Source organism: Bacillus sp. MMSF_3328 (genome assembly GCF_030733525.1).
In the GTDB taxonomy this organism is placed as follows: Bacteria; Bacillota; Bacilli; order Bacillales; family Cytobacillaceae; genus Bacillus_AB; species Bacillus_AB infantis.
Map to the genome: position 1 here is coordinate 1 of NZ_JASHIV010000013.1, position 23,479 is coordinate 23,479.

Annotated in this window: 28 protein-coding genes and 1 pseudogene; 8 read left to right on the top strand and 21 right to left on the bottom strand. The window is 35.0% G+C overall.

Going from position 1 to position 23,479, the window contains the following annotated elements; translation table 11 throughout:
• Positions 1-60: 60 nt before the first annotated feature.
• Complete coding sequence (locus tag RBB45_RS18225; protein ID WP_306010072.1) at positions 61-699, top strand: DUF6037 family protein; 639 nt, start codon at positions 61-63, stop codon at positions 697-699.
• A 78-nt stretch (positions 700-777) separates the two neighbouring features.
• Here the strand turns inward: RBB45_RS18225 and xerS are convergent, their stop codons facing one another.
• The 5 genes from xerS to RBB45_RS18250 all read right to left on the bottom strand — a co-directional run bounded on the left by xerS (position 778) and on the right by RBB45_RS18250 (position 4,750).
• Positions 778-1,890, bottom strand: coding sequence for a tyrosine recombinase XerS (gene xerS, locus RBB45_RS18230; protein WP_306010073.1), 1,113 nt, complete (start codon positions 1,888-1,890; stop codon positions 778-780).
• A gap of 111 nt (positions 1,891-2,001) precedes the next feature.
• Positions 2,002-2,760 carry a class I SAM-dependent methyltransferase gene (locus RBB45_RS18235; protein WP_306010074.1) on the bottom strand — a complete coding sequence of 253 codons (759 nt, stop codon included), beginning with the start codon at positions 2,758-2,760 and terminating at the stop codon, positions 2,002-2,004.
• Positions 2,720-3,367 carry a hypothetical protein gene (locus RBB45_RS18240; protein WP_306010075.1) on the bottom strand — a complete coding sequence of 216 codons (648 nt, stop codon included), beginning with the start codon at positions 3,365-3,367 and terminating at the stop codon, positions 2,720-2,722. Before RBB45_RS18240 ends, RBB45_RS18235 begins: the two co-directional genes overlap by 41 nt.
• Before the next feature lie 413 nt (positions 3,368-3,780).
• Complete coding sequence (locus RBB45_RS18245; protein ID WP_306010076.1) at positions 3,781-4,461, bottom strand: JAB domain-containing protein; 681 nt, start codon at positions 4,459-4,461, stop codon at positions 3,781-3,783.
• A 139-nt stretch (positions 4,462-4,600) separates the two neighbouring features.
• Positions 4,601-4,750 (bottom strand): hypothetical protein, encoded by a 150-nt coding sequence (locus RBB45_RS18250; protein WP_306010077.1) that lies wholly within the window; start codon positions 4,748-4,750, stop codon positions 4,601-4,603.
• Positions 4,751-5,121: 371 nt separating this feature from the next.
• Here RBB45_RS18250 and RBB45_RS18255 point away from each other — a divergent pair, with 371 nt between their 5' ends.
• Positions 5,122-5,430: a YolD-like family protein gene (locus RBB45_RS18255; protein ID WP_306010078.1), complete on the top strand. Its 309-nt coding sequence runs from the start codon at positions 5,122-5,124 to the stop codon at positions 5,428-5,430.
• 43 nt (positions 5,431-5,473) lie between these two features.
• Here the strand turns inward: RBB45_RS18255 and RBB45_RS18260 are convergent, their stop codons facing one another.
• Entirely contained in the window at positions 5,474-5,929 is a 456-nt protein-coding gene (locus RBB45_RS18260) for an RsfA family transcriptional regulator (RefSeq protein ID WP_306010079.1), read from the bottom strand.
• Positions 5,930-6,182: 253 nt separating this feature from the next.
• Positions 6,183-6,887, bottom strand: coding sequence for an exonuclease/endonuclease/phosphatase family protein (locus RBB45_RS18265; protein WP_306010080.1), 705 nt, complete (start codon positions 6,885-6,887; stop codon positions 6,183-6,185).
• 484 nt (positions 6,888-7,371) lie between these two features.
• Between RBB45_RS18265 and RBB45_RS18270 the strand changes: the two genes are divergently transcribed.
• Positions 7,372-7,551, top strand: coding sequence for a hypothetical protein (locus RBB45_RS18270; protein ID WP_306010081.1), 180 nt, complete (start codon positions 7,372-7,374; stop codon positions 7,549-7,551).
• A 41-nt stretch (positions 7,552-7,592) separates the two neighbouring features.
• Here the strand turns inward: RBB45_RS18270 and RBB45_RS18275 are convergent, their stop codons facing one another.
• The 3 genes from RBB45_RS18275 to RBB45_RS18285 all read right to left on the bottom strand — a co-directional run bounded on the left by RBB45_RS18275 (position 7,593) and on the right by RBB45_RS18285 (position 10,698).
• A complete protein-coding gene (locus RBB45_RS18275) occupies positions 7,593-8,153 on the bottom strand; it encodes a recombinase family protein (protein WP_098796766.1) in 561 nt (186 codons plus the stop codon).
• A 391-nt stretch (positions 8,154-8,544) separates the two neighbouring features.
• On the bottom strand, positions 8,545-9,924 hold the full coding sequence (locus RBB45_RS18280; protein WP_053215731.1) for a phenylacetate--CoA ligase family protein: 1,380 nt from the start codon (positions 9,922-9,924) through the stop codon (positions 8,545-8,547).
• Positions 9,925-10,035: 111 nt separating this feature from the next.
• Positions 10,036-10,698 carry a class I SAM-dependent methyltransferase gene (locus RBB45_RS18285; protein ID WP_047943222.1) on the bottom strand — a complete coding sequence of 221 codons (663 nt, stop codon included), beginning with the start codon at positions 10,696-10,698 and terminating at the stop codon, positions 10,036-10,038.
• Positions 10,699-10,909: 211 nt separating this feature from the next.
• Between RBB45_RS18285 and RBB45_RS18290 the strand changes: the two genes are divergently transcribed.
• On the top strand, positions 10,910-11,290 hold the full coding sequence (locus RBB45_RS18290) for an ArsR/SmtB family transcription factor (RefSeq protein ID WP_082138369.1): 381 nt from the start codon (positions 10,910-10,912) through the stop codon (positions 11,288-11,290).
• Between the two features lie 164 nt (positions 11,291-11,454).
• On the opposite strand, the gene ccsB is transcribed toward RBB45_RS18290, so the two are convergent.
• From ccsB to resA, 4 genes are all read right to left on the bottom strand, one after another.
• Complete coding sequence (gene ccsB, locus RBB45_RS18295; RefSeq protein WP_047943221.1) at positions 11,455-12,630, bottom strand: c-type cytochrome biogenesis protein CcsB; 1,176 nt, start codon at positions 12,628-12,630, stop codon at positions 11,455-11,457.
• A 22-nt stretch (positions 12,631-12,652) separates the two neighbouring features.
• Positions 12,653-14,287, bottom strand: coding sequence for a cytochrome c biogenesis protein ResB (gene resB, locus RBB45_RS18300; protein ID WP_306010082.1), 1,635 nt, complete (start codon positions 14,285-14,287; stop codon positions 12,653-12,655).
• 104 nt (positions 14,288-14,391) lie between these two features.
• Entirely contained in the window at positions 14,392-15,099 is a 708-nt protein-coding gene (locus tag RBB45_RS18305) for a cytochrome c biogenesis CcdA family protein (RefSeq protein WP_047943219.1), read from the bottom strand.
• Between the two features lie 28 nt (positions 15,100-15,127).
• Positions 15,128-15,643 carry a thiol-disulfide oxidoreductase ResA gene (gene resA, locus RBB45_RS18310; RefSeq protein ID WP_306010083.1) on the bottom strand — a complete coding sequence of 172 codons (516 nt, stop codon included), beginning with the start codon at positions 15,641-15,643 and terminating at the stop codon, positions 15,128-15,130.
• Positions 15,644-15,906: 263 nt separating this feature from the next.
• On the opposite strand from resA, the gene RBB45_RS18315 reads away from it, so the two are divergent.
• The 3 genes from RBB45_RS18315 (at position 15,907) to cysK (ending at position 18,605) form a co-directional block, all read left to right on the top strand.
• Entirely contained in the window at positions 15,907-16,584 is a 678-nt protein-coding gene (locus RBB45_RS18315) for a CadD family cadmium resistance transporter (RefSeq protein ID WP_047943217.1), read from the top strand.
• Positions 16,585-16,684: 100 nt separating this feature from the next.
• Positions 16,685-17,140 (top strand): signal peptidase II, encoded by a 456-nt coding sequence (gene lspA / locus RBB45_RS18320; RefSeq protein ID WP_371931619.1) that lies wholly within the window; start codon positions 16,685-16,687, stop codon positions 17,138-17,140.
• 529 nt (positions 17,141-17,669) lie between these two features.
• Entirely contained in the window at positions 17,670-18,605 is a 936-nt protein-coding gene (gene cysK, locus RBB45_RS18325) for a cysteine synthase A (RefSeq protein WP_173427269.1), read from the top strand.
• 79 nt (positions 18,606-18,684) lie between these two features.
• Here cysK and RBB45_RS18330 read toward each other — a convergent pair whose 3' ends face one another.
• The gene (locus RBB45_RS18330; RefSeq protein WP_047943215.1) at positions 18,685-18,909 is read right to left on the bottom strand and encodes a hypothetical protein; all 225 of its coding nucleotides are present in this window, start codon (positions 18,907-18,909) and stop codon (positions 18,685-18,687) included.
• A gap of 181 nt (positions 18,910-19,090) precedes the next feature.
• Here RBB45_RS18330 and RBB45_RS18335 point away from each other — a divergent pair, with 181 nt between their 5' ends.
• Positions 19,091-19,393, top strand: coding sequence for a hypothetical protein (locus RBB45_RS18335; RefSeq protein WP_226752556.1), 303 nt, complete (start codon positions 19,091-19,093; stop codon positions 19,391-19,393).
• 223 nt (positions 19,394-19,616) lie between these two features.
• Here the strand turns inward: RBB45_RS18335 and RBB45_RS18340 are convergent.
• The 6 genes and pseudogenes from RBB45_RS18340 to merR1 form a co-directional block, all read right to left on the bottom strand.
• Positions 19,617-19,832: pseudogene (locus tag RBB45_RS18340) on the bottom strand (putative iron-sulfur cluster-binding metallochaperone); the annotation flags it as partial.
• Between the two features lie 232 nt (positions 19,833-20,064).
• Positions 20,065-21,705: a mercury(II) reductase gene (gene merA, locus RBB45_RS18345; protein ID WP_047943213.1), complete on the bottom strand. Its 1,641-nt coding sequence runs from the start codon at positions 21,703-21,705 to the stop codon at positions 20,065-20,067.
• A 15-nt stretch (positions 21,706-21,720) separates the two neighbouring features.
• Positions 21,721-22,017, bottom strand: a complete 297-nt coding sequence (gene merP, locus RBB45_RS18350; RefSeq protein ID WP_220040973.1) for a mercury resistance system substrate-binding protein MerP — start codon at positions 22,015-22,017, stop codon at positions 21,721-21,723.
• A 50-nt stretch (positions 22,018-22,067) separates the two neighbouring features.
• The gene (gene merT, locus RBB45_RS18355) at positions 22,068-22,370 is read right to left on the bottom strand and encodes a mercuric transport protein MerT (RefSeq protein ID WP_047943212.1); all 303 of its coding nucleotides are present in this window, start codon (positions 22,368-22,370) and stop codon (positions 22,068-22,070) included.
• On the bottom strand, positions 22,367-22,627 hold the full coding sequence (locus tag RBB45_RS18360; RefSeq protein ID WP_047943211.1) for a hypothetical protein: 261 nt from the start codon (positions 22,625-22,627) through the stop codon (positions 22,367-22,369). The genes merT and RBB45_RS18360 overlap by 4 nt, the downstream gene beginning before the upstream one ends.
• Positions 22,628-22,640: 13 nt before the next feature.
• Positions 22,641-23,039 (bottom strand): mercury resistance transcriptional regulator MerR1, encoded by a 399-nt coding sequence (merR1, locus tag RBB45_RS18365; RefSeq protein ID WP_047943210.1) that lies wholly within the window; start codon positions 23,037-23,039, stop codon positions 22,641-22,643.
• Between the last annotated feature and the right edge of the window lie 440 nt (positions 23,040-23,479).

The window sequence follows — 23,479 nt, forward strand, 5'->3', positions numbered from 1 at the left end:
ATAAATCAATTGAATAGTAGAAACTCTTAGTTAAAATGTTTTCCTTAGAAGGAGTGAATTATGTATAAAACAAAAGAAGCTTTATTAGGAAATCTAAAAGTCATTAGGGATGAATTGAAGAACAGAAATTGGGCTGTAGATGCATTCCATTTTCATTTTAAAAAGAAGGTTTATGTTGTTTTAGTTAAATTATATATGCCAGGAGAAGAAAAAGATAATAACTTCGCAATAGTTAAGCTTGAATTTATTAAAATCGGACAAAATTTAAGTTTTTCTACATACGCAGATTTGTATAAAATAAATATCCCAAACATAAAAAAGTTTAGAGAGTTTTTCGAAATCGAATACGCTGAAAATTTAGGGGATATTATTAAACAGTTTACAATTCATTTTTCTACATTCATACCTAATCGTGTTAAGGGAGTTAAAGATACATCTTTAACAAATTCTATTAAGGAATACTTGAAGAAGTCTGATGCAGGAACTTACTGTTATGCTGTAAAAAGAAACGGACTCAAAAAGGATGGTAAGCTTGCACAAAGATCGCCTGAAAACAATCAGAAAGCAGCATTACTGAGACCAACCTTATATGAACATTTCAAAACCGAAACTAATATAAGCTTTTATTTTTCTGAGGATCCCGCAAAAGTGAGAACAGATGATGAGATACTATTAAGTTACAGTAATAAGGATAATTAGTTCTTTAAAAATCCATATTTAGAAACCTATTTTGAAGAGAGCTTGTAGAAGCTCTCTTTTTTTACACATATAAAATTACTACTTTGTTCTTCGTTTGCCTAGCTGTTTGGCAGCTTGCTTCGCTTTTTCTTGGTCCGGGTTAGAATAAAGTGCTGCAGTGGAGGTAGAAGAATGGCCTAGCTGCCTCATCAGGAGGTGAATGTCTCCCGTTTCTTCCCAAAGATTTGTCCCATAAGTGTGTCTTAATTTATGCGGAGACATTGACTTATTAGATTTAAAAGCTTTTGTGTACTTTTTGACCAGATCACCAATAGCTCTATTGGAAAGGGGAACAGCAACATTTTTCTTTTTGTTTACAAAGACATAATCATAGTCCTCATTAGAAGCGTTGTAGCGCTCTGCACGGATCTTCAAAAGGTTCTTAACATCTTCCATTGACTCTGGCACAACGGGGATGGTATCCTGCTTTCCGCCTTTCCTAATGATATTAATTGTATTCTCCTGGAAGTCTAAGTCCCTTAACCTAAGGTTTGATAACTCATTAACACGAATTCCACTTCCGAGAAAGAGGGAGAGGATAGCGATATCCCTTTCTTTGTCTCGCTTAAAGTACGCTTTCTTTCGCGAATCTTCCGGCAGCTCTGTCTCATAAATATTTTGAACAAAATTTAAGAAACTTACATCTTCATCATTCTGGAATATTTTTGATGAAATTTTAGATGCTCGGGCACCCAATGTTTCTTTTACCTTGTTAACCTCTATCTTCAACATGACATTTCTATAGAAATAAGGCTCTCCTTCTTCATTTTCAGTTTGAGTAGTAAGATACTTAAACAGGGAACGAAGAGCTGAGATTTTACGGTTTATAGAGACTTTTTCAGGCTTTTTGGTTTCGGTTTTGTTGATGGGAATCTCCCGACGCTGCAAATACTTGAAGAAATTTTTAGCATCATCTAACTTTAAGTTTTCAAGGACTGATAAGGGAATATCCTTGATATGAACACAATCTGTGATTCCTTCCCTAATAAGCCACTCGAAAAAAAGTTTATAATCGTGCAAATAATTTAAAAGGGTAGAGGAAGATCGATTATCCAATTTATCATCTACATATTCACCAACATAATGAGGCATCAATTTGACCATTTCTTCGAGTTTTTTCTCGTGAATCATATGTTGTCTGGATATAGCCATGTAAATCACCTCAGTTAATATAAAAAAGGGAAGGGACCCATTTTTAAGATCCCACTAACGATTGTCGAAGTTTGTCGAAAACTACGCGTAAAATTCAATTTTTCCGATTATTTATTTTTTCTTTGCCGTAATTGCAAGGAAGCGAGGATATGTAATTTTACTAGGAAACTTATTCATAAATTCCTTTTCCGGTAATAGTTCATCAAAGTCCTCAATGTTAAAGCCGAATTTAATTAAGGCCTTCATGTAGCTTTCCAGAGGTCTATGAATATGAGTAGTTAGGTTTTGATTCTTTTCCAGTGCGATATTAAAATTACCTTCAATAAATATTTCCTCTTTATAATTGTACCAAGCTTCATTTTCATAACCTTTGTATTTTGGCCAAAAGCAGGGATGAATAATTGTGAAAAATAATTTACCACCACTATCTAATAAATTTGATATAGATGCCAGCACCTCTTCAAGATGGCTAACATCCATTAAAGTCATGTTAGATATTGCAAGAGTAAAAGGGGCTCCCTTATACTTTTTATGGAAATCCTCAATATTACTATGATAAAACTGTATATTAGTAATTCCTTGGGATAGTTTCTTAGCTAATTCGACGCTCTTTTTGCTAAAGTCAATACCAATAAGATCATCTACGGAATCTTTTAACAGATAGGATAGGTTACCGGTTCCACATCCAATGTCAATAACCTTGGATGTATCAAATTTTTTTAATTCGCGCAATATAAAAGGTTTTATTATATATTCAAAACTAAGGTCTTTATGATTTGATAATTGTTCAAACCTTGTACTAGATATAGTGTCCCACTCTTTAGATAGACTATTTTCTTTCTTGTAATGTGTTCGTTGAAGTTTGTCCATTTTTCAAACTCCTCATAAGGTTATTGTATTGGATTAAAATCTCTGCCAGATCATTTGCTATGGGTAACTGATAGCCATCATTGCCACTAAACTCTTCAATATAGTGCTTACCATCTTTTTCTGTTCCAATTGCAACTTTACTATCTATTCTTCCTTTCCTTACAATCGTAAATCGTGAAGTAGGAGTATAATTAAGGTCACCATAAGTATAAATTTCTGCTCCATTATCCTCCAATTCTTGGATAAATTCATTTTTTTCTGCTAATATAATATTTAATTCTTTATTTTTAGACTTCCTTAATAACATATCTTTTACTTCAACATCATGTTGAGCCCAACTCATATCACGTGTAAAAACAATTACTCTGCCACCCTTTTGGATCCAATTTATCATGTAATCATTAATCTCTTTTTCATTATCACAATATAATCCTTTCTTTTTTGTAGTTTTAAATTCGTATACTACAGAGAGTGTAAATAAAACTATAGAAAGGCAAATCAAGAAGCCCATTAAAATAAAAGGGGGTTCTTTCATTGAATTTAAAACAAATATTATTCCAATTAATGATGCGAGCGTTCCCAAATGTCCAAACCATTTAATAATCATTTGTATCTCCTTTTTTAGTGATATTACTAATTTAATATGAAACTTATCCAACCAACTAATAAATCAATAAAGTGACCAGGTGAATTGTTTTATCTAATCAAGTCTTTATGTTGGTAATATCTTACCACAAACCATAATAATCGTAAAATTGATATTTTACGCGTAATTAATTAAACCGAATAGATTTTCCCCTTTCTTCCTTTAAAAGTGAGTTGTTAAATTTAAAAGTGAGTTGCTAAATTTAACAAGTTACTTTTTAAAAACTTATTTCAAGATAAACAATCCATGGGCTCTCAATGTTTTGTCAAATAGAGAAACATATTTTATGTGAAGAAAGTTCGCGATGGCAGATTACCCACTGGACCAAGTTAAACAAAAAAGCATGATCCTGAATAGGATTCATGCTTTTTCTATTACAAATGCCCTTGTTTTTTCATACTAAAATATTTATTTTTCCCCACAATAATATGATCTATTAAGGGAATACCAATTTCCTCTCCAACTTTACTTAGCCGTTTGGTAACATCGAAGTCGTCTCTTGAGGGAGAACAATTTCCGCTCGGGTGCTGATGGGCCACAATAATGTGTGCTGCCGACTTATTGAGGGCAAATCTAAAGACCTCCCGGGGATGGACGATGGCAGCATCTATAGTCCCTTTATAAATTTCCTTGCGCGAAATTAATTGATGTTTTGTATCAAGAGCAAGAACCACAAACGTTTCCTGGTCTTCATTAGTTAAATACTTAACCGCATGATACGCATCTTCAGGAGACCTTAGACAATCTACCTCTGGCATAAACATTGAATTTATCTTCTTAGCAAAAAGGATTGTAGCCAAGAATCGTTCAGCAACTTGTTTAGTTAGTCCAAGTCCCATTAGTTCATCTAAAGATAAATTGTACAATTCTTTGATAGACATAGAAGATAAAAGGTTACATATTTCTGGTTCCGCCTTGTTTCCGATAATCAGACAGATCAGATCCGATAGATCTGCATACTGTTCTCCATAATAATTAACTCTCTCGCGTGCGACTTGATAAAATGACTTTGGCTCATGGTACAATGAAAGCTGCATAATATTATCCTTTCCCACACTCAACCATCCGAGATGGCGGTTGAAATGCGCCACCTCGTTTATAGCCGAAGGGGAAGGCTTATTTTTTTTACTCAGGAGTTTTGCTTTTTTTCCTTTTCGCTTTCTTTGCTTATCCTGCCTTTTACAATAGGATTATTTAGCCAACCCTTTTATAGACAGCTTGTAAGATTTCCTCCTCATATTCTCCCGTTTGAATACATCTTGCTTCTATAACCCCCTGTAAATCACTAGTGGTTAATTCATCAAAATTCTCTAATAAATAGTCAATAAATTGTTCTTTGCTCATTAGTCATTCCTCCAAAATACTTTAGTTTAGCAGTTCCATTAAAGGTTCGCTGCAAATATTAATACCCTTTCTCAAAGTTCAAAGAATCTTTTCTAGACGCAAAAAAGCCTTTGAGTTGTTTGTTCTCACAGCAAAACTTGCTATGATTCTCAAACAGCCCAAAGGCTTTAATTAGTCTATAACCGCAAATTCCAAATTGGAATGGCCAAATAAAAAAGAAAAGAATCTATGTGATTATTATATCATAATTAATAAGGATGTAAGTATCTTCCTGGGGTAATTGCAGCCAAATTAAGCGAATTTATGTTGATTTTTATAATTAAACCATCTAACATATAAAGAACATATGTTCTTTATAGGAGTGGATCAGTATGGTGCTGGATAAAAGTACTTGGGATAGAAATAAAGCAGAAAAGCTTAATCAACTTAGGCTTAGTGATAAGGGGACTGAACGGGCTAACCAGGAAAAATCCATAAGAATGATTTGTCATAGCATGGAGTTTAACACGCCCGTCAACATAGTATATGCTGACAAAGAAACCGCACTGTTAATAATCGGCCATATACATTACTTTAATGAGATGGATAATTACATAAAAGTAGTTGATAAATTTGAACAAACAGAAGCAATACTATTAGAAAGCATCATAGACATTTATCCACGAGATAATCCTATTTAATGAAGATTTCAATGTTTATCTAAAAAATGAACCCAATATAGATTCATGTAAGAGTTTTCTTTTTTGGGACTGACTCCAATAAGGAAAATAGTTCAAAGTATTTTTGTTCAAGGATACTTTTTCGAGCCGACAGCAATTTGTTTTCTTCTGTTAATTGTTCAATTTTAACTTTAAGATTACTCTCTATCTCACTTGTTTTATTGATCCGTTCATATAGGGCCCTTACAATATCGAAAATTTCTAAATTTCCAATAAATTCTTCATTATTTCCTTTGCCACTTCTCTTTATCTGCTTAGCTACCTCAACCTCCTCTTTATACTGCTTCCTTACTGTTGCATTCCACCTGAATCCACAGGCTGCAGCAGTTCGTCTTAACTGGACACCTACTTTCTCGAACGCTTGCAGCTGTGTCCCCCCTGTCTCTATGTGGTTTAACACTTGGCAAGCTAAAATTTTATCCTCCTCTTCAGACCAACTATCTTTTCTGAAATTATTCATTTATACTCCCTCCGTTCTACATTAATAAAAAGATATGCGGAGGCGGCACATTATAAAACTAAGGGAACTTCTTTGATTGTTTGATTATCTAAAAGAAAAAGCACCATTTGAAGCATATAATATGCTCAAAATGGTGCTTCGTCCTAACGGTTATGTACATAGATGTTCGTAGATACAGTATTCAGTATAAAGCAATTCCATAAGTCCAACAACCTGGGGTCGGCAATCTTCTTTTAAATATTATTTCGCTAATCTAATCAATTTCAATAATTAGAGGGAGATGATCACTATAGGTTATCCATTCTTCCCTGGTCCCAACTTCGATTTTTGTCAGTCGGTCGAGATATTCCTTACTCATGAATACATAATCAATATGAAATGGCCGCTCTAACTCTTTTCTAAAGTAATGAGTTGGGTGAGTCTCTTTTCCCTGTTCTTCAGCAAAGTAGTGGTGATACGCGCTATATATATTGAACGTATCTAACAGGGCTACAGTTTCAGAATGGGTTCCAATTTTTTTAAAGTGATCGAAATTCTTACTACTGTTCCAGTCCCCTGCAATTATGCTAGGGGCATTCAAAACTTTAGCATAATGCTGCATAGCCATAAACACCTGTCCAATATAACTAAAATACATCTTTTTGTGGTTTTGGGCCCATATTGCATATAAGATGAAATTTTCTTCTCCAGAGACAATAAGAGGAATTACATAACGGTATTGCTGATCATAGTCAGGGTGCAGTTCAATGTGCAGCTTATTATTTAGTGTGATAATACCTAAACCTTTGTTGAGATTATCACCAAACCATAAGAATTGATTAATAGGTTTAACTTGATTTTCCTTCCATTTCTCGGAAGATTCGCATTCAGGGATAATTAAAATGTCGGCTTTGAGTGGCAAAATTTCATCTATTTTCTCTCTAAAGCGCATTGCTGCATTCCAAGTAATTATTTTCATCTGACATTCCCATCCTCTCTCTAGAAGTTCAGTCTGAATGAATTAATAGTATGTTATTACTGTTCTGTAGACAATATGGGCCCATCCTGTGAATATTTACAAAGAGAGTTCACTGGCAGTTCCATCCCCCGGGGAGCTATAAACAATAACGTGGCCAGTCACGCTGCTCTTAGGATCTTGAATCTGCCTACATCTCCTTACGTAATTTGCATCCTGTAGCCGAGGTGTTTCCCCCTGGCTATGCTGATAAATTACAGAACCCAGGAGCAAAAGATAACCCTAGAAGCATTGGCAGTGCCAGCCCTGTTATTGATTGGTGAGCCGGCTGGAAGCATCCTTTAGCCCCCGCGGCCCTACCGTACTTTCACTCCTATACAGATTAGTACGGTAAAAATTAACAATCAAAACTTTTAGTTAACCAATTGAATTACTTAGCAAACTAGTAGATAATCTCTCTTGTGTTAAAAAAAGGGGGAAAAGACAAATGTTTAAAAAAGGTATCGCAGCTTTGTTTTCCATGATTTTGTTATTATCAGTCACTTTAGTGGATACAAACAATGTACAAGCGGGTTATACTGATAATCCTAGTAGATTATACTTTGATTTATCTCAAGAAGCCTATAGAGGGGCAGTACCAGCGTTCGTGCAACCAGGGGCAAAGTAAATCTGAGAAATGATCGACAGAATTCCTTTGTCCGATGGTTGCTACTCGATTTTATTGTTATTTTGCATCTTACGATACAAAGTCATGCGAGAAATACCAGCCTTCTCGGCAGCATCAGTACGACTCAACCCTTGGTCCATAAGATACAAGGCATACTTAACCTTTTCCTCATCGGTTTTCGGTCTTCCAGGATATTTTCCTCGTTTCCTTGCAGCCAGAATCCCTTCTTTTGTCCGTTCAGAAGTTAAATCTCTCTCAAATTGAGCAATACCCGCAAAGATAGTAAACAACATTTTCCCATGTGCTGTTGTTGTATCAAGCCAGGATTCCTTTAAACTTTTTAAATGCGCTCCCTTTTGTGAGATGAGTTCTGTAATTTCAATAAGGTCTTTCGTAGAACGGGATAGACGAGTCAGATCCGTCACAACAACCGTATCGTTCATTCGCAAAAATTCCAACATACGATTCAACTCCGGTCGCTCTCGTTTCGTACCAGTTACTTTTTCAAAGAAAATGCGATCACACCCAAATTCTTCAAGTTGTTTCTTTTGGCGATCCAAATTTTGATCAAATGTAGAAACACGCATATAGCCAAACTTCATGTTCATCCTCTCCTCTATCAAATATTGTACCAAAATCCATTCGTGATAAATATTGTTACGAATAATATTGTGACATATTTTTGTTACGCTCATTATACGAGTTAGCTAGACTAAAAGTTGATCATCACTACACGTAACAAAAATGTTCGTTTTTGTTACGTGTAGTACAAAAAAAGCTTATTATTAAAAGTAATAATGTTTATGATATTTATTTTATGTACTATTTGGGATCTAATATAATAAATAGAAAAGATAAGACTGATTTCTCCAACACTAAGGTGAATTAGCCTTGTCTTTATATGTCCAGAGCAAAAACGTGAATTTAATACTTTAAGCAAATTTGAAATCTCTTAGCGTACAGAATATACGTCAATGTTATTTAATATTTGTTTTATTTAAGATAATCAATCAAAACATGCTGGTACTTTCCACTTTTAAGGTGCCTTTGTGGCAATTCTTCCGATTTTTCTATTGAAAGGTTAGTTAGTCCCTGGGTAGCAAAGTAATCTAATAGGGCTTCTCTAACATTTTCCCAAACTTGATCTCTAAGATTACCCTCGTCTACTTCTAAACGTACTGTTAATTTATCTGGTGCCGTTTGAATTAGTTGAAAACGCCTTACGCCTAGTATTTCCTCCACAATGGTTTTTAGAGCCAAGGGCAGAATATGAACGATTTGACCGTTGGAGGTAGAGAATTTTAAAATGTCATCCGTTCTCCCTTCGACTTGAACGACCGGGAATGGTCTCCCGCATTTGCATGGTTCCGAAAACATGGTGACACGGTCAGTTAGTTCATAACGAATTAGGGGCTGAATTCTGTTGGCCAGATTTGTAATTAAAACCGAATGGGATTGTTTTCCTGATGGCACAGGTTGGTAAAATTCATCTACCGGTTCAAATATAATCCAATCGGTATTTACATGAAACTGACCTTCTTCACATTCGAAAGTCATGGCTGTTGCTTCTGTACCGCCGTAAAGATCTAGAACGCGAGCTTGGAAAACAGATTCTAGTTTCGCACGAACATTTGGATATAACTTTTCTCCCCCCAAAAGGATTGCAACAGGCTGAATATGTAACCGACCTGCTTTTTGTTCCTCTGCTAGAATTTCCATCGCTGTTGCATACCCCCCAATTAAGGCTGGTTGATATTCATTCAATTCTTTTACAAGCGTGGAAAGGGGGAATTGGATAGAAAAAGCTCTAATTTTTCCGTTCGAAGGATTTCTTAAACGCAGACGTTCAGCTGTGCTGAATGCCGTAAAATGACCAGCCGTAGAACATACCGCCGCATTTCGTCCGCCCTTGGCTGCTACTTTCAATATGTCACTCCATTTTAATTTTGTTGTTCCGCGAATAGCCATTAATGTTTTCATGATAGTATCTGAAGCTTTATCCTGAATAAAGATTCCAGGTACTCCGGTTGACCCTGAAGTCGTCGAAACCATATAGCGCCCTAAATAAAGATGTCCAACTAATGACATATTTGACACGAATTCCTTTACACCTTCTATGGTGATTTCTGGATCAGTTACCCAATCATTAAAATGGTCCATGAGTTCTGATTTGGTGACTGGAGGGATTTGCTGTATGCTTGAAATCCGTTCAGGCAACTCGCTATATTTTTGTGCGTAATATTGAGAGTTTGATCTTGCAAAACTAATAAGGTCAGTTAAACGAGATAGTTGCCGAGAGAGAATGTCTTCTGGTTTGCCTCGTTTAACCTTCCAGATATCCGTAACTGCTTTTAAAGGTGAAATATTCTCCATGTATGTCATTCCCATCTCTCTGTTTTAATTTTTTATGGTCAATACTATTTACAGTAAAATGGACATTTAAAAATTACATAATGCAAGAAGTCTGATAAAAAATCAAACAGCTTATGGCTTAAAAGCTTTATATGCCCTTAGTGTGCCCGTGATAGTTGAAAATTGTCCAGTTTCTTCTATTAAAACAAATCCTGTTTCTTTTAATAGGCTAGGGATAACCCCTTTAACATGATTTGAAGTTGTTTCAAACCCATCTAAAAATTGAATAGGAAAAAATGCAACACGCATCAACCAATTTTGTGGCTTTTCAAAATCAATAATATGGAATTGGCCACCAGATTTGAGTGTCCGATAAACTTCTTCAAATGTTTTCTTTTTCATTTCCAGAGTTAAATGATGAATAAATAAACTTGTAAATATGTGATGAAATAGATTATTGGAAAAGGGAAGTTTATAAGAAAACCCTTCCTCAAAGGTGATATTATTAACTTGAGTTTCTTTAATTTTCTCCATAGCAATTGATAATATTTCAGGATCAGCATCAACCCCAATTACTTGCACACCAGGTTGTGATTGCTGTATTAAAAGTGCCAGCGTACCTGTACCGCAAGCTAAATCCATTATCGTTTCCTTTTGTTGGAGGTTTGCTTGCTTAACTAAATGCGTTTTAAACTTTTTTTCTTGCATTCCCCATTGAATTAACGGATCATAAAATCGAGTCATCCAATGGTATTTTAGTGCAGGGATATAATCACCTTTCTTGTTTTTATCCATTAAACATGCATCCCTTCATTTATAATAACTTATGATGATTTTTGGATTACTTATAAACTAAGAGCGAAAATAAAGTAACATGTTGATCTTACGATTTGTGACATAAAAGAATATGAAACACTTCGCTTCTTTATTCAAGTAAATATTTGAATATTGACATTAAAGCTTGCTCATTATAAGCTAATCACATATTTTTAATGAGGTGGGAAAATTGTCATTAGTTGATAAAAATATAAAAGATACTCTAAAAGATGAATGTGAGATCTATTGTTATGACCCTATAAAAGTATCAAGGTTACAAGATTTGTTAAGTTCTAAAAGTACACTTCATCTATCAAAAAAATTTAAACTTCTTGCTGATGAGACACGATTAAAGATTATTCTTTCATTAGCTATAGAAGGGGAACTTTGTGTATGTGATGTGGCTAATATTATTCAGTCCTCTATAGCTACAGCTTCGTATCATTTGAGGTTTTTAAAACGCTCAGGTGTAGCTAACTATAGAAAGGAAGGTAAATTAGCATTTTACTATATCGATGATGAAATTTTTAAATCGATGGTTCTACTTTCTTTTCATCATAAGGAGAGTTGAATAAGAATAGAAATTCGGATATGTTTAAAATACATTTTCAAAAATACTGTCAATTTACATAAGTGGAGGGGATCTACAAGATTATTCCCCTCCAATAACATAGATAAAAATGAATTTAGATTTATCACATAAACTTTTAGTTAGCTTTAAAAGAATTTATTTCTTTATGCATAAGAGTGTAGACCAGCAATAATTAGATTAACGAAAATTAGGTTGAAAATAATAATTCCAAAACCTATTACTCCGAGCCATGCTGATTTTTCACCATGCCAACCTTTCGATAGGCGGAGGTGTAAATAGGCAGCATAAAATAACCATGTAATTAAGGCCCATACCTCCTTAGGATCCCATCCCCAGAAACGCGTCCACGCAATTTGAGCCCAGATCATCGCAAAAATAAGAGCACCCAAAGTGAATATTGGAAAACCTATTGCAACGGATCTGTATCCGATTTCATCGACCAAATCAAGTTTGATATTTTTCGTTAATGGCTGAAGCGCTGCAGCAATTCTTTTTCTTAAAATCAGTCTTAGCACCCCGTATAAAAATAAACCTGTAACAGATGACCAGATAACTGTGTTTAGTTTGCCTGCTGCAATGATAGCTGGTACTTCAACAAAGGCTTCCATTTTACCTTTTGTAAGTAATTCACCTTGATTTGGACCTACAATGGAAGGTAGATTATATGTCATTTCAACCTCTTGATCATTTTTATCAACCCATTTGTAGACGGCTTCATACTCCATCCCTCTGAAAACACTTGTAACCACTACAAAAGCAAGTGTCGCCACAATCGTGTACATGACAACTTCTAGCCAAAAGGTCCCTTTTGAGCGTTTCGTCTGATCAACAGAACGAAGTAAATAAATGACCCCTGAAATGAAACTACTGGCCAAAATAGCTGAACCTAGTGCAGTTGTTGTTACGTGAATAGCAAGCCAATCGCTTTGAAGTGCTGGTATTAATGGAGAAATGTCTGTCGGAAACATACTCCCATAAGCAATAATCAATAATGTTATTGGTAAAGTAAACAAACCTAATACTGCTACCTTATAGATAAAATAAAGAATTATGAAAGCCAGGACCATCATCATGCTAAAGGCTGTAATGAATTCAAACATATTACTAACAGGCGCTTGTCCAGAAGCGACCCATCGAGTAATAAAATATCCCAAATGGGAAGCAAAAGCTAGAATAGTGATAGTTATTGCGACTTTTGCCCATTTACTTGGTTTTTCATATTGTTTTCTCTTATCTCGAATAGCTCCTCCAAATAAAAATGTTGCAACTAGATATAGTAAGAATGCTGCATATAATAAGTTACTGCTAAGGGCTACCACATCATTTCCTCCTTTACGAATTTTAGCTTTTCTCGTTTGTTTGATCGGTTAGTTCTTGAATGCTGGTTTCTTTTAAAATACCGTTCACTTCATTTTGTATACCATACCAATTTTTATTTGTATGTCCTGCAATTAATACGTTGTCACCATCCCGTCTAATCCATATACGTCTATGATTCCAATACATTCCTTGAATAACTCCAATCATGAAAATAGCACCGCCAACTCCTAGAAACCATAACGTATTATCTTTCCGAACTGTAAGGGCTGACAGGTTTTTTGTTTCAACGCCTTCAAATTTCATTTTTAATTGATTATCTTCGTCTGGGTCAAATGTTTGTTTAATGGCAATAAAGCTTCTTTCACCTTCTGGTTTTTCAGGAGATATCATGTTAAATACAAATGCTGGATTGTCGGGAACACGGTTTTTTGTATCAGGTACACCTTCACTATTGAAATAGAAGTTTGGCAAATAAGTCACAATTTCAACTTTATACCCATTGCCTAAATCATACTCCTTGTTTGGCTCTAACAAATCAACTTTAATCTTGCCAAAACTTTCTTCTGTCTCTTTGTCTACTAAATTAAAATTAAACTTATTTAGTTCATTTAATTTATAAGAGGTTTGATAAAGAGCATATGAATCGTGTTTTAAGGGGTAATTAACTCTAATTTGTTCATCTTTTATCTTTTCAAGTTCAGGTTCTGCCCCGTGAACAATTTCACCCTTTCGTTCATACAAAGTCACGTTTGTTTGAAAGTTTTTAACGACATTTCCATCTCCGACTCGTGAAAGAGTATTAGAAAAAACTTCATCCTCTTGATCTTTTTGATAGGTATCCATAATGAACTTATCGCTGGTTAAATAGTATTTTCCATCGGTTCCTGGGATAACACTTGTTTCACCGTCACGAATCCAAAGCATTTCGTCTACATACATCCCCGGCACAAATCGCAGCATTCCTCCAATGAGGAAAATAATTAGTCCAACATGGTTCACATAAGGTCCCCATCTTGAAAATCGACTTTTTTCAGCTAGAAAATGACCATTTTCTTCACGTACTTGATAACGCTTCCTCTTCAAGTTGGATATTATCGAATCCAGTTGTTCATCAAGGTTCTCTTCGACATTTGTTTCACTGAAAAGACGTTGTCTACGCAAGAAACTTTCATGACGTGTAATCCCTTGCTTTTTCAAAGCGCGATACAATGGAATAAACCGGTCCAAACTCGCGACAACAAGTGATATCCCAAGAGCTGCTATTAATAAAAAATACCACCATGAACTATATAGATTGTGAAAACCTAATTCATAATACATTTGTCCAAGAAATCCATATTCATCTTTATAAAACTCTTGTGGGACAACGGTTGGAGGAATATACATCTCTTGAGGAAAAATGGTTCCAATCGCAGAAGCAATTAAAAGAAGAACAATTATCCAAATTCCTACTTTAACGGATGAGAAAAAGTTCCAAATCTTATCGATAAGTGACTTTTTATATGTTTGTGAGCGTCTTGCGCCTCCATCGTATCTCATATCCAATAGTTTTTCAGAAACTTCATCCTTCTTATTCCCGATAGTTCGTCCACAAGATTCACAAAGAACCGTTCCATGTGGAATGGAGTGACCACATTCGCATTTGACATGTTCCATTCTAATAACTCCTTACGATTTAATCATTTAAATATACTTAACTACACTTTTAATTTTTCAGATTTGCTTTTTAATCCATTAAAAAGAATGATTCTAAAAACCCCTTAAAATCCAGTAAATCCTCCGAACAAACTTGTTAAGACTGCAATAATTTTTGTCATCATATTAAAGTACAATAATCCCCCCATCACAATCATCAAAATGCCTCCTATTGACATAAAGATTGCACTGTGTTTCTTTAGAAAAGTCATCTTATCGATAAATAAAGACATTAATAGAAATGGAATAGAAAAACCTAAGACATAGAACAGCATGTATAGTAATCCTTTTCCTGGGTCTGATACACCTAATGCAATGACACCTGCAAGAATTGGACCTGTACAAGGAGTCCATCCAGCAGCAAAACCAAGCCCAATTAAAATTGATCCAATATAACCTGAAGGCCTCTTTTGAAAATGAATTTTCTTATCAGAAAGTAGGAAATCAAATTTAAGAACCCCTGTTAGAACTAAACCAAAAAACACCATCACAATAGCTCCAAGTTGCCTTAACAAATCTTGATAATCCATAAAAAATGTACCGATAAAAGAAGTAGAAAGTCCCAAAGCTAAAAATATGATGGAAAATCCTACCAAAAACAAGATGGTGTGTATAAAAGCTTTCCTTCTTAAAATACCTTTTCCTTCTTTTAGGTCATTTATAGACACTCCTGTAATATAGGAAAGAAAAGCTGGATACAAAGGAAGTGAACAAGGCGAAATAAATGATAAAAGACCTGCACCAAATGCAAGAAATAAGCTTAGTTGTTCCAAAAAGATACCACCTAACTGTTTATTAATTCTATGGCTTAATGAGTTCCATGTAATTTGCTATATCCCTTTCGGTCATACTTCCTGTGATCACTTTTAACACTTTTCCTTTCTTATCGATCAAAAATGTTGTAGGAATCGGGGTTATGTCATATGCTTCCGTCACAGCTCGATCTTTATCTTTAAGTATAGGAAATGTAAGCCCATGCCTATTTACAAACGATTCAATAGCAATATCACTTTCTGCAATATTAACCGCCAATATCTCTACACCAAGATTCTTAAAATGGTTATACTGTCTTTCCATATATGGCATTTCCTTTTCACAAGGCTTGCACCAAGTACCCCAAAAGTTTAGAAAAACTCCTTTTCCTTTTAAATCAGAAAGTTGAACGTTGTTACCGTTCATATCTTCAAGAACAAAATCAGGTGCTTGATCCCGTATTCTTTCAGTGAAAAAGTTTTGATAAAGAGTATAGGCTACTGCTAAAGCCATAAGAAGTAGAAGGCTAATACGTACAATAGATCTGGTTCTTTTGTTTTTCATTTTACTCTCCCTTTTTATTTTCATTCAAACCAACATTTTAATGTTCACATTTTACATTAATAATTTTAATCTAAAAGCACAATATACTCAAATGATTATTTGAATAATAACTTCCAATATTTTCACCTAAAATACTATCTATTAATTTTAGGATCGTGCAAAGTGAAATTCTAAATCATTACATGAAGGGTAAATAATAGAATGTGTAACAAACTAACACAACAAAATATATTCTATTCCGTATTTTAAAAAGGAGTTTTTTTATGAATTTAATTTTAACTATTCTCTCTGCTTTAGGGTCTTTTATAGTAACCAATATCGATGATATTTTTGTCTTGATGTTGCTGTTCTCTCAGGCAAGTTCACAAGCTAAAGCAAGTAATGGCCGAACGGTTAACATGCAGCCGAAGGGAAGTCGTATTTACCCTAAAGATATAGTCATTGGCCAATATCTTGGTTTTGCACTTTTAGTTTTAATTAGCCTTTTAGCTACATTTGGAGTAACACTCATTCCTGATCAGTGGGTAGGATTATTAGGACTAATCCCGATCTACCTAGGAGTTAAACTGTTTATAAAGGGTGAAGATGAAAATGAAGGTGCTATTCTTTCCAGTTTAAATAAATTTAATAAGTTCTATTTAAGTGTAGCCTTTATCACCTTTGCTAATGGTGGAGATAATATTGGAATTTATGTTCCGTTCTTTTCTACTTTAAATAACAACCAACTGGTCATTACAGTTGTTACTTTCTTTATAATGGTTGCGGTCTGGTGTTTAATCGGATATCGTCTAGCAAGATTCAGATATGTTTCTGAAACACTTGAGAAATACGGCCGATGGGTTATTCCAATTGTGTTTATAGGATTAGGCCTTTATATCATGGCAGAAAATAATATATTTTCTAACCTGTGGTCTCACTTCGTAAATTTTGAAAATAATTAAATTCTCAATTAACCGTAATGACTTACGATCATTTTACTGATAAATCCCCTTTACTTTTAAAGTATTAAGTACAATTCTTTATAGAAAATAGAACTCCGAGGTGACGACTTTGTATTGGATCATTATTCTCACAGTAAGTATTGATCAATTATGTAAATATTTAGTTCGAAATTTTATGGACTACGGACAATCCATTCCACTTATCAATGGTGTTTTTCAATTAACATCTCATCGTAATGCGGGTGCTGCCTGGGGAATTTTTTCGGGACAAAAAAATTTCTTGATTAGTATTGCAATTATTGTTATTGTCTTTGGCCTTATTTATTCTCGTAAAGTCTCCGATAAGCTAACACGTATAGCCTTTGGATTTTTTATAGGAGGTGCAATGGGAAACGTTGTAGATCGTTTAATTTTTGGGGAAGTAACAGATATGTTCGAAGTTACATTTATTAATTATCCAATTTTTAATACTGCGGATGTATTTTTAGTTAGTGGAGCTATTTTATTAATGATAAGTACTTATAGAGAATCTAAAACACAAAAAAATCTATCCTAGATTATAGACACAAATCCATTTCTCATTCGATTTTTAAAGAAATTGACAAAATAACTTTATTAATTAAACGATTATTTTATTATTGAAATGAAGTGTGTTTTTCTTTATATGAATATTCCGTAAAACTCTTCAGGAAAGAGCTTTTAAGTTTTTTTATCATCCTTTCGAAAGGAGGTGATAAATTGTATTATTGATTGAAATCGGAACTACTGCGTTAGCACACAACAGTAATAACAATAGCAATAATCACTCAATGTTCGATCGTACACACTACCATTTATGAAGGAAATGCAGCCAAATCTAACGAACCACTGCCCTTCACAGTGATAGGGCTTATCTTTCCTGAAATGGCGATAGCTATTTATTACCACCCTATATCACAGTCGTTATCACGTATTGTCTATGACTTAGTTCAACTTTCATTGCATTTTGCTCATTATTTTTCGTACTGAGCATAGCGTTTAAGGCTTGTCCCTGGTCGCTGAGACACAAATCATACATATTTTTGATTTCTTGTTCGGAGGAGATTTTGATGAAAGTGGCTAATTCAATTGTAGAACTTATCGGGAATACTCCACTTGTTAAACTAAATCGCGTTGTAAATCCTGATCATGCAGATGTCTATTTAAAGCTTGAATATTTTAACCCAGGAAGTAGTGTAAAGGATCGTATTGCTATAGCCATGATTGAAGCAGCTGAAAAAGATGGAATCCTAAAGCCGGGAAGTACGATTGTTGAGCCAACTAGTGGAAATACAGGAATTGGGTTAGCAATGGTAGCTGCCGCAAAGGGATACAAAACGATTATCGTCATGCCAGAAACCATGAGTATGGAACGTCGAAATTTACTCCGTGCCTATGGTGCCGAGCTCGTTTTAACTCCTGGACCGGAAGGTATGGGGGGAGCAATTCGCAAAGCTCAAGAGTTATTGGAGGAAAATCCACAGTATTTTGTTCCTCAGCAGTTTAATAATCCAGCCAATCCAAAAATCCATCAAGAAACAACTGGACAAGAGCTTGTTGGTCAAGCTGAAGAAATTGGTGGAATTGATGCTTTTGTTTCTGGAATTGGTACAGGAGGTACGGTTACAGGTGCTGGTCAGGTCCTTAAGGAAAAGTTTCCAGCAATACATATTGTTGCCGTTGAGCCAGTAGCATCCCCAGTCCTTTCTGGCGGTAAGCCAGGACCTCATAAAATTCAAGGAATTGGAGCTGGATTCATACCGGAAATTTTAGATACTGAAATTTATGATGAGGTCATTACAGTAGAGAATGAGCAAGCTTTTGAAACTTCACGTCTGGTAGCAAAACAAGAAGGGATTCTTGGTGGGATTTCTTCAGGAGCTGCCATATATGCTGCCTTGAAAGTAGCTGAGAAGCTTGGTAAAGGAAAAAAAGTTGTTGCGATTATTCCAAGTAATGGAGAAAGATATTTAAGCACACCTCTTTATCAATTCGAAGGTTAAAAATTCTATGGGTGTAACTTGTTAAGAGCTACACCCATAGAATTTTTTTAGTGAAAAAAAGGAGTAACCTGTTTATATATTATGAAAGGCCTTTATACTTTCTTTCTAAATTACATAATCTCCTTTCAATATGATGGATCTTTTCTAATATTTCCTTTTGCATCAACAATTGCTGATACATCATTTTCCTCATATCATCCATAAATTTTTTCTCAATTTCCCATTCCTTTTCCTCTTGTCCATTATTTTCTTCTAATCGATAAACATATGGATATTGATACCATTGATTAGGATAATAATACATTTTTACCCTCCTTTTCATACGAGCGATCAATCTAAAATATGTATATAGGTAAAACTCAGTGTTTGTTTAAAAAAGTTTATTTTACTTATAAAGAAAGCTTTATCATTTTTGAATTTTTGTAAATTTCAATCTTCCCTGTTTTCGTATTTTATATATATGGGTATAATGAAGACAAAGGAGGGTGGAAGTATTGAAAAAATTACTTACGTCTTTTGTAGCTATTGCTTTATTTCTAGGTATTGGCACTGCTGCTCTTGCACATTCAAACAACACTCCTAGTCAAGGGAATGGGAATGGAAATTTGCAACAAATGATGGATTATTGTTCTGAAATGATGGATTCTTTCATGAATAATCATCAAAACAATATACCTAATGAAACCTCAACATCAAAGAATTTAAATACAGGACAGACAAATTCAAATAATAGTACCACGAATAACCACCAGAACCAAAACCATTCTATGTATGACGATTGTTGGTAGAAAATAACAACAGAAAGAGCATGGGCTACAATAAATGTCCAAGCTCTTTCTTTTTTTTATAAATAAAAAAACAGTTTCCTATATCCTTACACAATATTTACGTCTTTCATGCTAATTGTAGCTTTGAAATGTTAAAAGTTTGATAAAAATGGATTCTCATATCAATACTTAGTTCAATTTTTTATAAAAAAGTTTGATCATTTCGTTGAAGGTGAATTTTTATTTAGGTTAGTTCTTTGATATAGCCAATAACATTCCCTAAACAACAACTACCTTGAGGGTTGTTCACCTCACAACCACATCGGTTTCCTTTTATGTTTTCACGAATATGTTTTACTGGATTAGGAGTAAGTCCTTTTTCAATATATTGTTTAATTTTTTCTTTTGTCCAACCGAAACAATAGCAGACTGGAACAACGGAAGAATCATCTTTTTGATGGGGTAGCGTCAGGAAAATGCGGATTTACAACGATAAGGAAATTACAATAATAAAAAGCCCAATTTCTCAGTATTAAAATTGAGAATTTGGACTTTTTTCGTTACTCTAGAAAAGCGTCTGAGTGTGGAAGATCTTAGTATAAAAGAATCAATATTGAAGTAATGTTTCTTACTATACTAAAGCGACCCGTTAGTAGCAAAAGGTAAGGTAAAAAAGCTCCAAAAAAGAAGATTTAACCAGCACAACAAGATAATTTTGAAACATCTTTATCAAACGTAAGGGCAGCTAATTTTAACCCTTCTGCCATTGTTAAATATGGGGCAAGGGTTTCGCGAATATCATCTATGGTTAAACCGAATTTGACAGCTAATGTAGCTGCATAAATTACGTCTCCTGCATTTTCTGCCACCACATGAGCTCCCAAAACTTTCATTGTTTTCGAGTCTGCCACTAATTTAAACACGCCTGTTGTTTCCCGATTAACCAAGGCCCTCGGAACGGCATCTAACGGTAAAACGGATGTTTTAACCTCATAGCCTTTATCTTTTGCCTGTTGCTCCGTTAAACCAACGGTTGCAATTGCCGGGCCCGTAAACGTAACCCCTGGAACCACTTCTAAATTTAGCTTTTTGTTCAGTCCTCCGATAGCATTTCCTGCTGCCACTCCACCCTGATAGGCTGCCACATACACGAATTGGGGACCTAGCGTGACATCTCCTGCGGCATAAATACGAGTATTTGTTGTTCTTGAATAATCATCTATTATGATTTCACCACGAGAACCTATTTCCACGCCTGCTGCCTGTAAGTTTAAAGTAGCCGTGTTTGGTGTTCTGCCTGTCGCAACTAGCAATTGATCTGCTTCAATGATACGCTTCTTGCCATTAACTTCTACAAGAACCTTTTTTATGTCTCCATTTTTTTCGATTCGTTCATAGGTTGCTCCTTTTACAAGATTTATTCCTTGTTCGACTAGAGATTTTTCAACTGATTCTGAAATCTCTGGATCATATTCTTTTAAGAGGCGTTCACTTCGTTGCATTAACGTAACTTCTGAGCCGAGATTATGAAATAGTTGTCCTAATTCCATGCCAATATAACCAGAACCAATAACCACAAGACGTTTTGGTACCTTCTTTAATTCAAGTAAAGACGTGCTAGTTAAATAATCTACCTCATTAAGCCCAGGAATGTTTGGTTTAGCTGGTGAAGCACCTGTCGCGATTAAGAATCGTTTAGCCGATATAAGTGCTCCGTTCACTTCAACAGTTTTTTCATCTACGAATTTTGCTTCACCTTCTATTAATTCGAAACCATAGTCATCAATTAAATCAACATATTTAGAGTTTCTAAGCTCTGTTACCAACTCATTTTTTTGTTTAATCAATGGCGCCAAATCAACTTCACCGGCTGATGTATGCAATCCTACAAACGGATTGTTTTTTGCTAAATGATTAATTTCGCCAGCACGTAACAAGGTCTTTGAAGGAACACAACCAATATTTACACATGTTCCACCAATTGTTCCACGCTCAATCATCGCCACTTTTGCTCCATATTTCACGGCTTCAATGGCTGATGAAAAGGCAGCTCCGCCGGAACCAATGATGATGTAATCATAGTCACCTTCATCACCTAACTGTACCATTTCTTGCAATTGTATTTCTTCAACTTCTCCTGGTTGATATTTAGCTTCAGCAATCACTTTCTTCGCTGTTTCAACTTCTACGTCATTTGGAAGTTCAAATACAGCTTCCCCACGGCGAAAATCCACTTCAATCCCGTTTGCTCCCATGTTTTCAAGAGCAACAGCAACATGCTCTTCGCAACCCGTACAGGTCATTCCTTGAACGTTTACTCGATATTTTTTCATGTTAAAGCCCTCCTTTTACTCGACTCCAAGCCCTAAATCCGACACTGCCAACTTAATTGATTTTAAATCCGTTTTCTTATCATCATAAGATACTGTTACTTTCCCCTTACTTCCACTGACTTTAATGGCTGTTTTGCCAACACCATTCACTTGTTTCAAAACATCTTTGACAACTGAAGGCGGACAACAATCCATCCCCAAAACCGTAAATGTCCCTGTTTTAGTTTTTTCAATGGTAGCTTTTACATGCTCCTTAGCATCTATAGTATTTTGTGCTTCTTTTTCGTTACTACACGCACTAACCACTAACAGAAGGGATAATTAATCCTAATTAAGTGTACTCTCATATAAACACCTCATTTTTATAATCCACCTTCAACTAGAAATAAAAAAAGAAACATACAAAAAACGAAAAATGTCGTGATCCATAAGCCGATGATAGAACTTTTTCTTTTTCCCTTTCTTCCATAAACCATGTAAAAGGAGTAAGCAAGAAGGATAATCGTTACGATGCTAAACAATAATCGATATTTCAATGAGTAGAAGGCTAATGCTCCGGCAAAACCGGTTAATCCCAGGGGGATAAAAATCAACGGGCCCAGGCAGCATCCAGCCATAACAAAAGCCGAAAAGATGGTAGCTAATTGCGACACTCTTTCCTTCATGCTTTAAACCTCTCCATGCTACAACAATCATGTGTCGTTGTGCTTTCTTTCTTTGTTTCTGGATTAAGTTTCCTCCAACCCATAAAAAGAGCAAAAACGAACAACAGACCCATCATGATGAAAATAATATCTTTATATTCCGTGAAGTATGATGCCAATGCTGTTCCTGCAAACAACGGAAGCAGTAAAACCAGATGGCATGGGCATGTGATTAGAGCGACAAGAAACCAACCTGTGCTTTTTATTGTATTTTTCATCCTGTTTCACCTCTTATTTCTTCATCAGTGTTTCAATAATAGGGCATTCGTAAATATCTTTGTTTTCGGGACATCTTTCTTTAAGATCCACCAGTATTCGTTCAATTCTCTTAAGATCTTCAATTTTACGCTGGATGTCCTCTATCTTAAGAACAGTGAAATCATACATATCACGGCATTTGGTTTCGTCGCGATCGACGACCCCTAGCAATTTATCAATTTCGTTTAAGGTAAATCCCAGTTCCTGCATCCGTTTGATAAAATTCAACCGATCGACGGTTGGTTCTGAATACATTCGGTACCCTTTTTCGGTACGATCAGGCTCTGGAACTAATCCTAAACGTTCATAATATCGTATGGTCTCCTTGTTAACGCTACACTTTTCAGCCAGTTCTCCAATACGAAATTGCATTTATCTCACCTCATATAAAGTATAAACCCTGTACCATGGTATAGGGTCAAGAATAGTATTATTTATATTTTATCGATTAACTGTGACTTTAAGAGATAAATTGCACGTTTTTTAAACGCGATTTTGCACTATAAGTAAATATAAAAAGCCCAATGTCCCAATAAATTGAGAAATTAGGCTTTTTTCGTTGCTTCATTAAAGCGTCCGTTTGTGGAAGTATCTTGTTTAAGTGTTGCTTTGAAATAAAGTTTGATCAAAAATACCTCGCAAACCCATATTTTACGATAAATAAAAAGAATCCATTTTTGAAAAAAGTTTGATCAAAATGGATTCTTATCCAGCAGATTTAAGTTTGGTTTTTATAAAAAAGTTTGATCATTTTCTACCTATGTTGCTCTACAATCGCGCATGATTGTTGTAGATCACTAAAGCTTCTATTA

Excerpts from the sequence above, each read along its gene's own strand:
- RBB45_RS18240 (WP_306010075.1), bottom strand. The coding sequence starts at position 3,367 with ATGATTATTAAATGGTTTGGACATTTGGGAACGCTCGCATCATTAATT.
- RBB45_RS18315 (WP_047943217.1), top strand. The coding sequence starts at position 15,907 with ATGAATTTAATTTTAACTATTCTCTCTGCTTTAGGGTCTTTTATAGTA.
- RBB45_RS18255 (WP_306010078.1), top strand. The coding sequence starts at position 5,122 with ATGGTGCTGGATAAAAGTACTTGGGATAGAAATAAAGCAGAAAAGCTT.
- RBB45_RS18330 (WP_047943215.1), bottom strand. The coding sequence starts at position 18,909 with ATGTATTATTATCCTAATCAATGGTATCAATATCCATATGTTTATCGA.
- RBB45_RS18285 (WP_047943222.1), bottom strand. The coding sequence starts at position 10,698 with ATGGATAAAAACAAGAAAGGTGATTATATCCCTGCACTAAAATACCAT.
- merT (WP_047943212.1), bottom strand. The coding sequence starts at position 22,370 with ATGAAGGAAAGAGTGTCGCAATTAGCTACCATCTTTTCGGCTTTTGTT.
- RBB45_RS18275 (WP_098796766.1), bottom strand. The coding sequence starts at position 8,153 with ATGAAGTTTGGCTATATGCGTGTTTCTACATTTGATCAAAATTTGGAT.
- RBB45_RS18360 (WP_047943211.1), bottom strand. The coding sequence starts at position 22,627 with ATGAAAAATACAATAAAAAGCACAGGTTGGTTTCTTGTCGCTCTAATC.
- RBB45_RS18260 (WP_306010079.1), bottom strand. The coding sequence starts at position 5,929 with ATGAATAATTTCAGAAAAGATAGTTGGTCTGAAGAGGAGGATAAAATT.
- RBB45_RS18270 (WP_306010081.1), top strand. The coding sequence starts at position 7,372 with ATGTTTAAAAAAGGTATCGCAGCTTTGTTTTCCATGATTTTGTTATTA.
- xerS (WP_306010073.1), bottom strand. The coding sequence starts at position 1,890 with ATGGCTATATCCAGACAACATATGATTCACGAGAAAAAACTCGAAGAA.
- RBB45_RS18265 (WP_306010080.1), bottom strand. The coding sequence starts at position 6,887 with ATGAAAATAATTACTTGGAATGCAGCAATGCGCTTTAGAGAGAAAATA.
- RBB45_RS18280 (WP_053215731.1), bottom strand. The coding sequence starts at position 9,924 with ATGGAGAATATTTCACCTTTAAAAGCAGTTACGGATATCTGGAAGGTT.
- resA (WP_306010083.1), bottom strand. The coding sequence starts at position 15,643 with ATGAAAAACAAAAGAACCAGATCTATTGTACGTATTAGCCTTCTACTT.
- RBB45_RS18250 (WP_306010077.1), bottom strand. The coding sequence starts at position 4,750 with ATGAGCAAAGAACAATTTATTGACTATTTATTAGAGAATTTTGATGAA.
- resB (WP_306010082.1), bottom strand. The coding sequence starts at position 14,287 with ATGGAACATGTCAAATGCGAATGTGGTCACTCCATTCCACATGGAACG.
- RBB45_RS18235 (WP_306010074.1), bottom strand. The coding sequence starts at position 2,760 with ATGGACAAACTTCAACGAACACATTACAAGAAAGAAAATAGTCTATCT.
- merR1 (WP_047943210.1), bottom strand. The coding sequence starts at position 23,039 with ATGCAATTTCGTATTGGAGAACTGGCTGAAAAGTGTAGCGTTAACAAG.
- RBB45_RS18225 (WP_306010072.1), top strand. The coding sequence starts at position 61 with ATGTATAAAACAAAAGAAGCTTTATTAGGAAATCTAAAAGTCATTAGG.
- merA (WP_047943213.1), bottom strand. The coding sequence starts at position 21,705 with ATGAAAAAATATCGAGTAAACGTTCAAGGAATGACCTGTACGGGTTGC.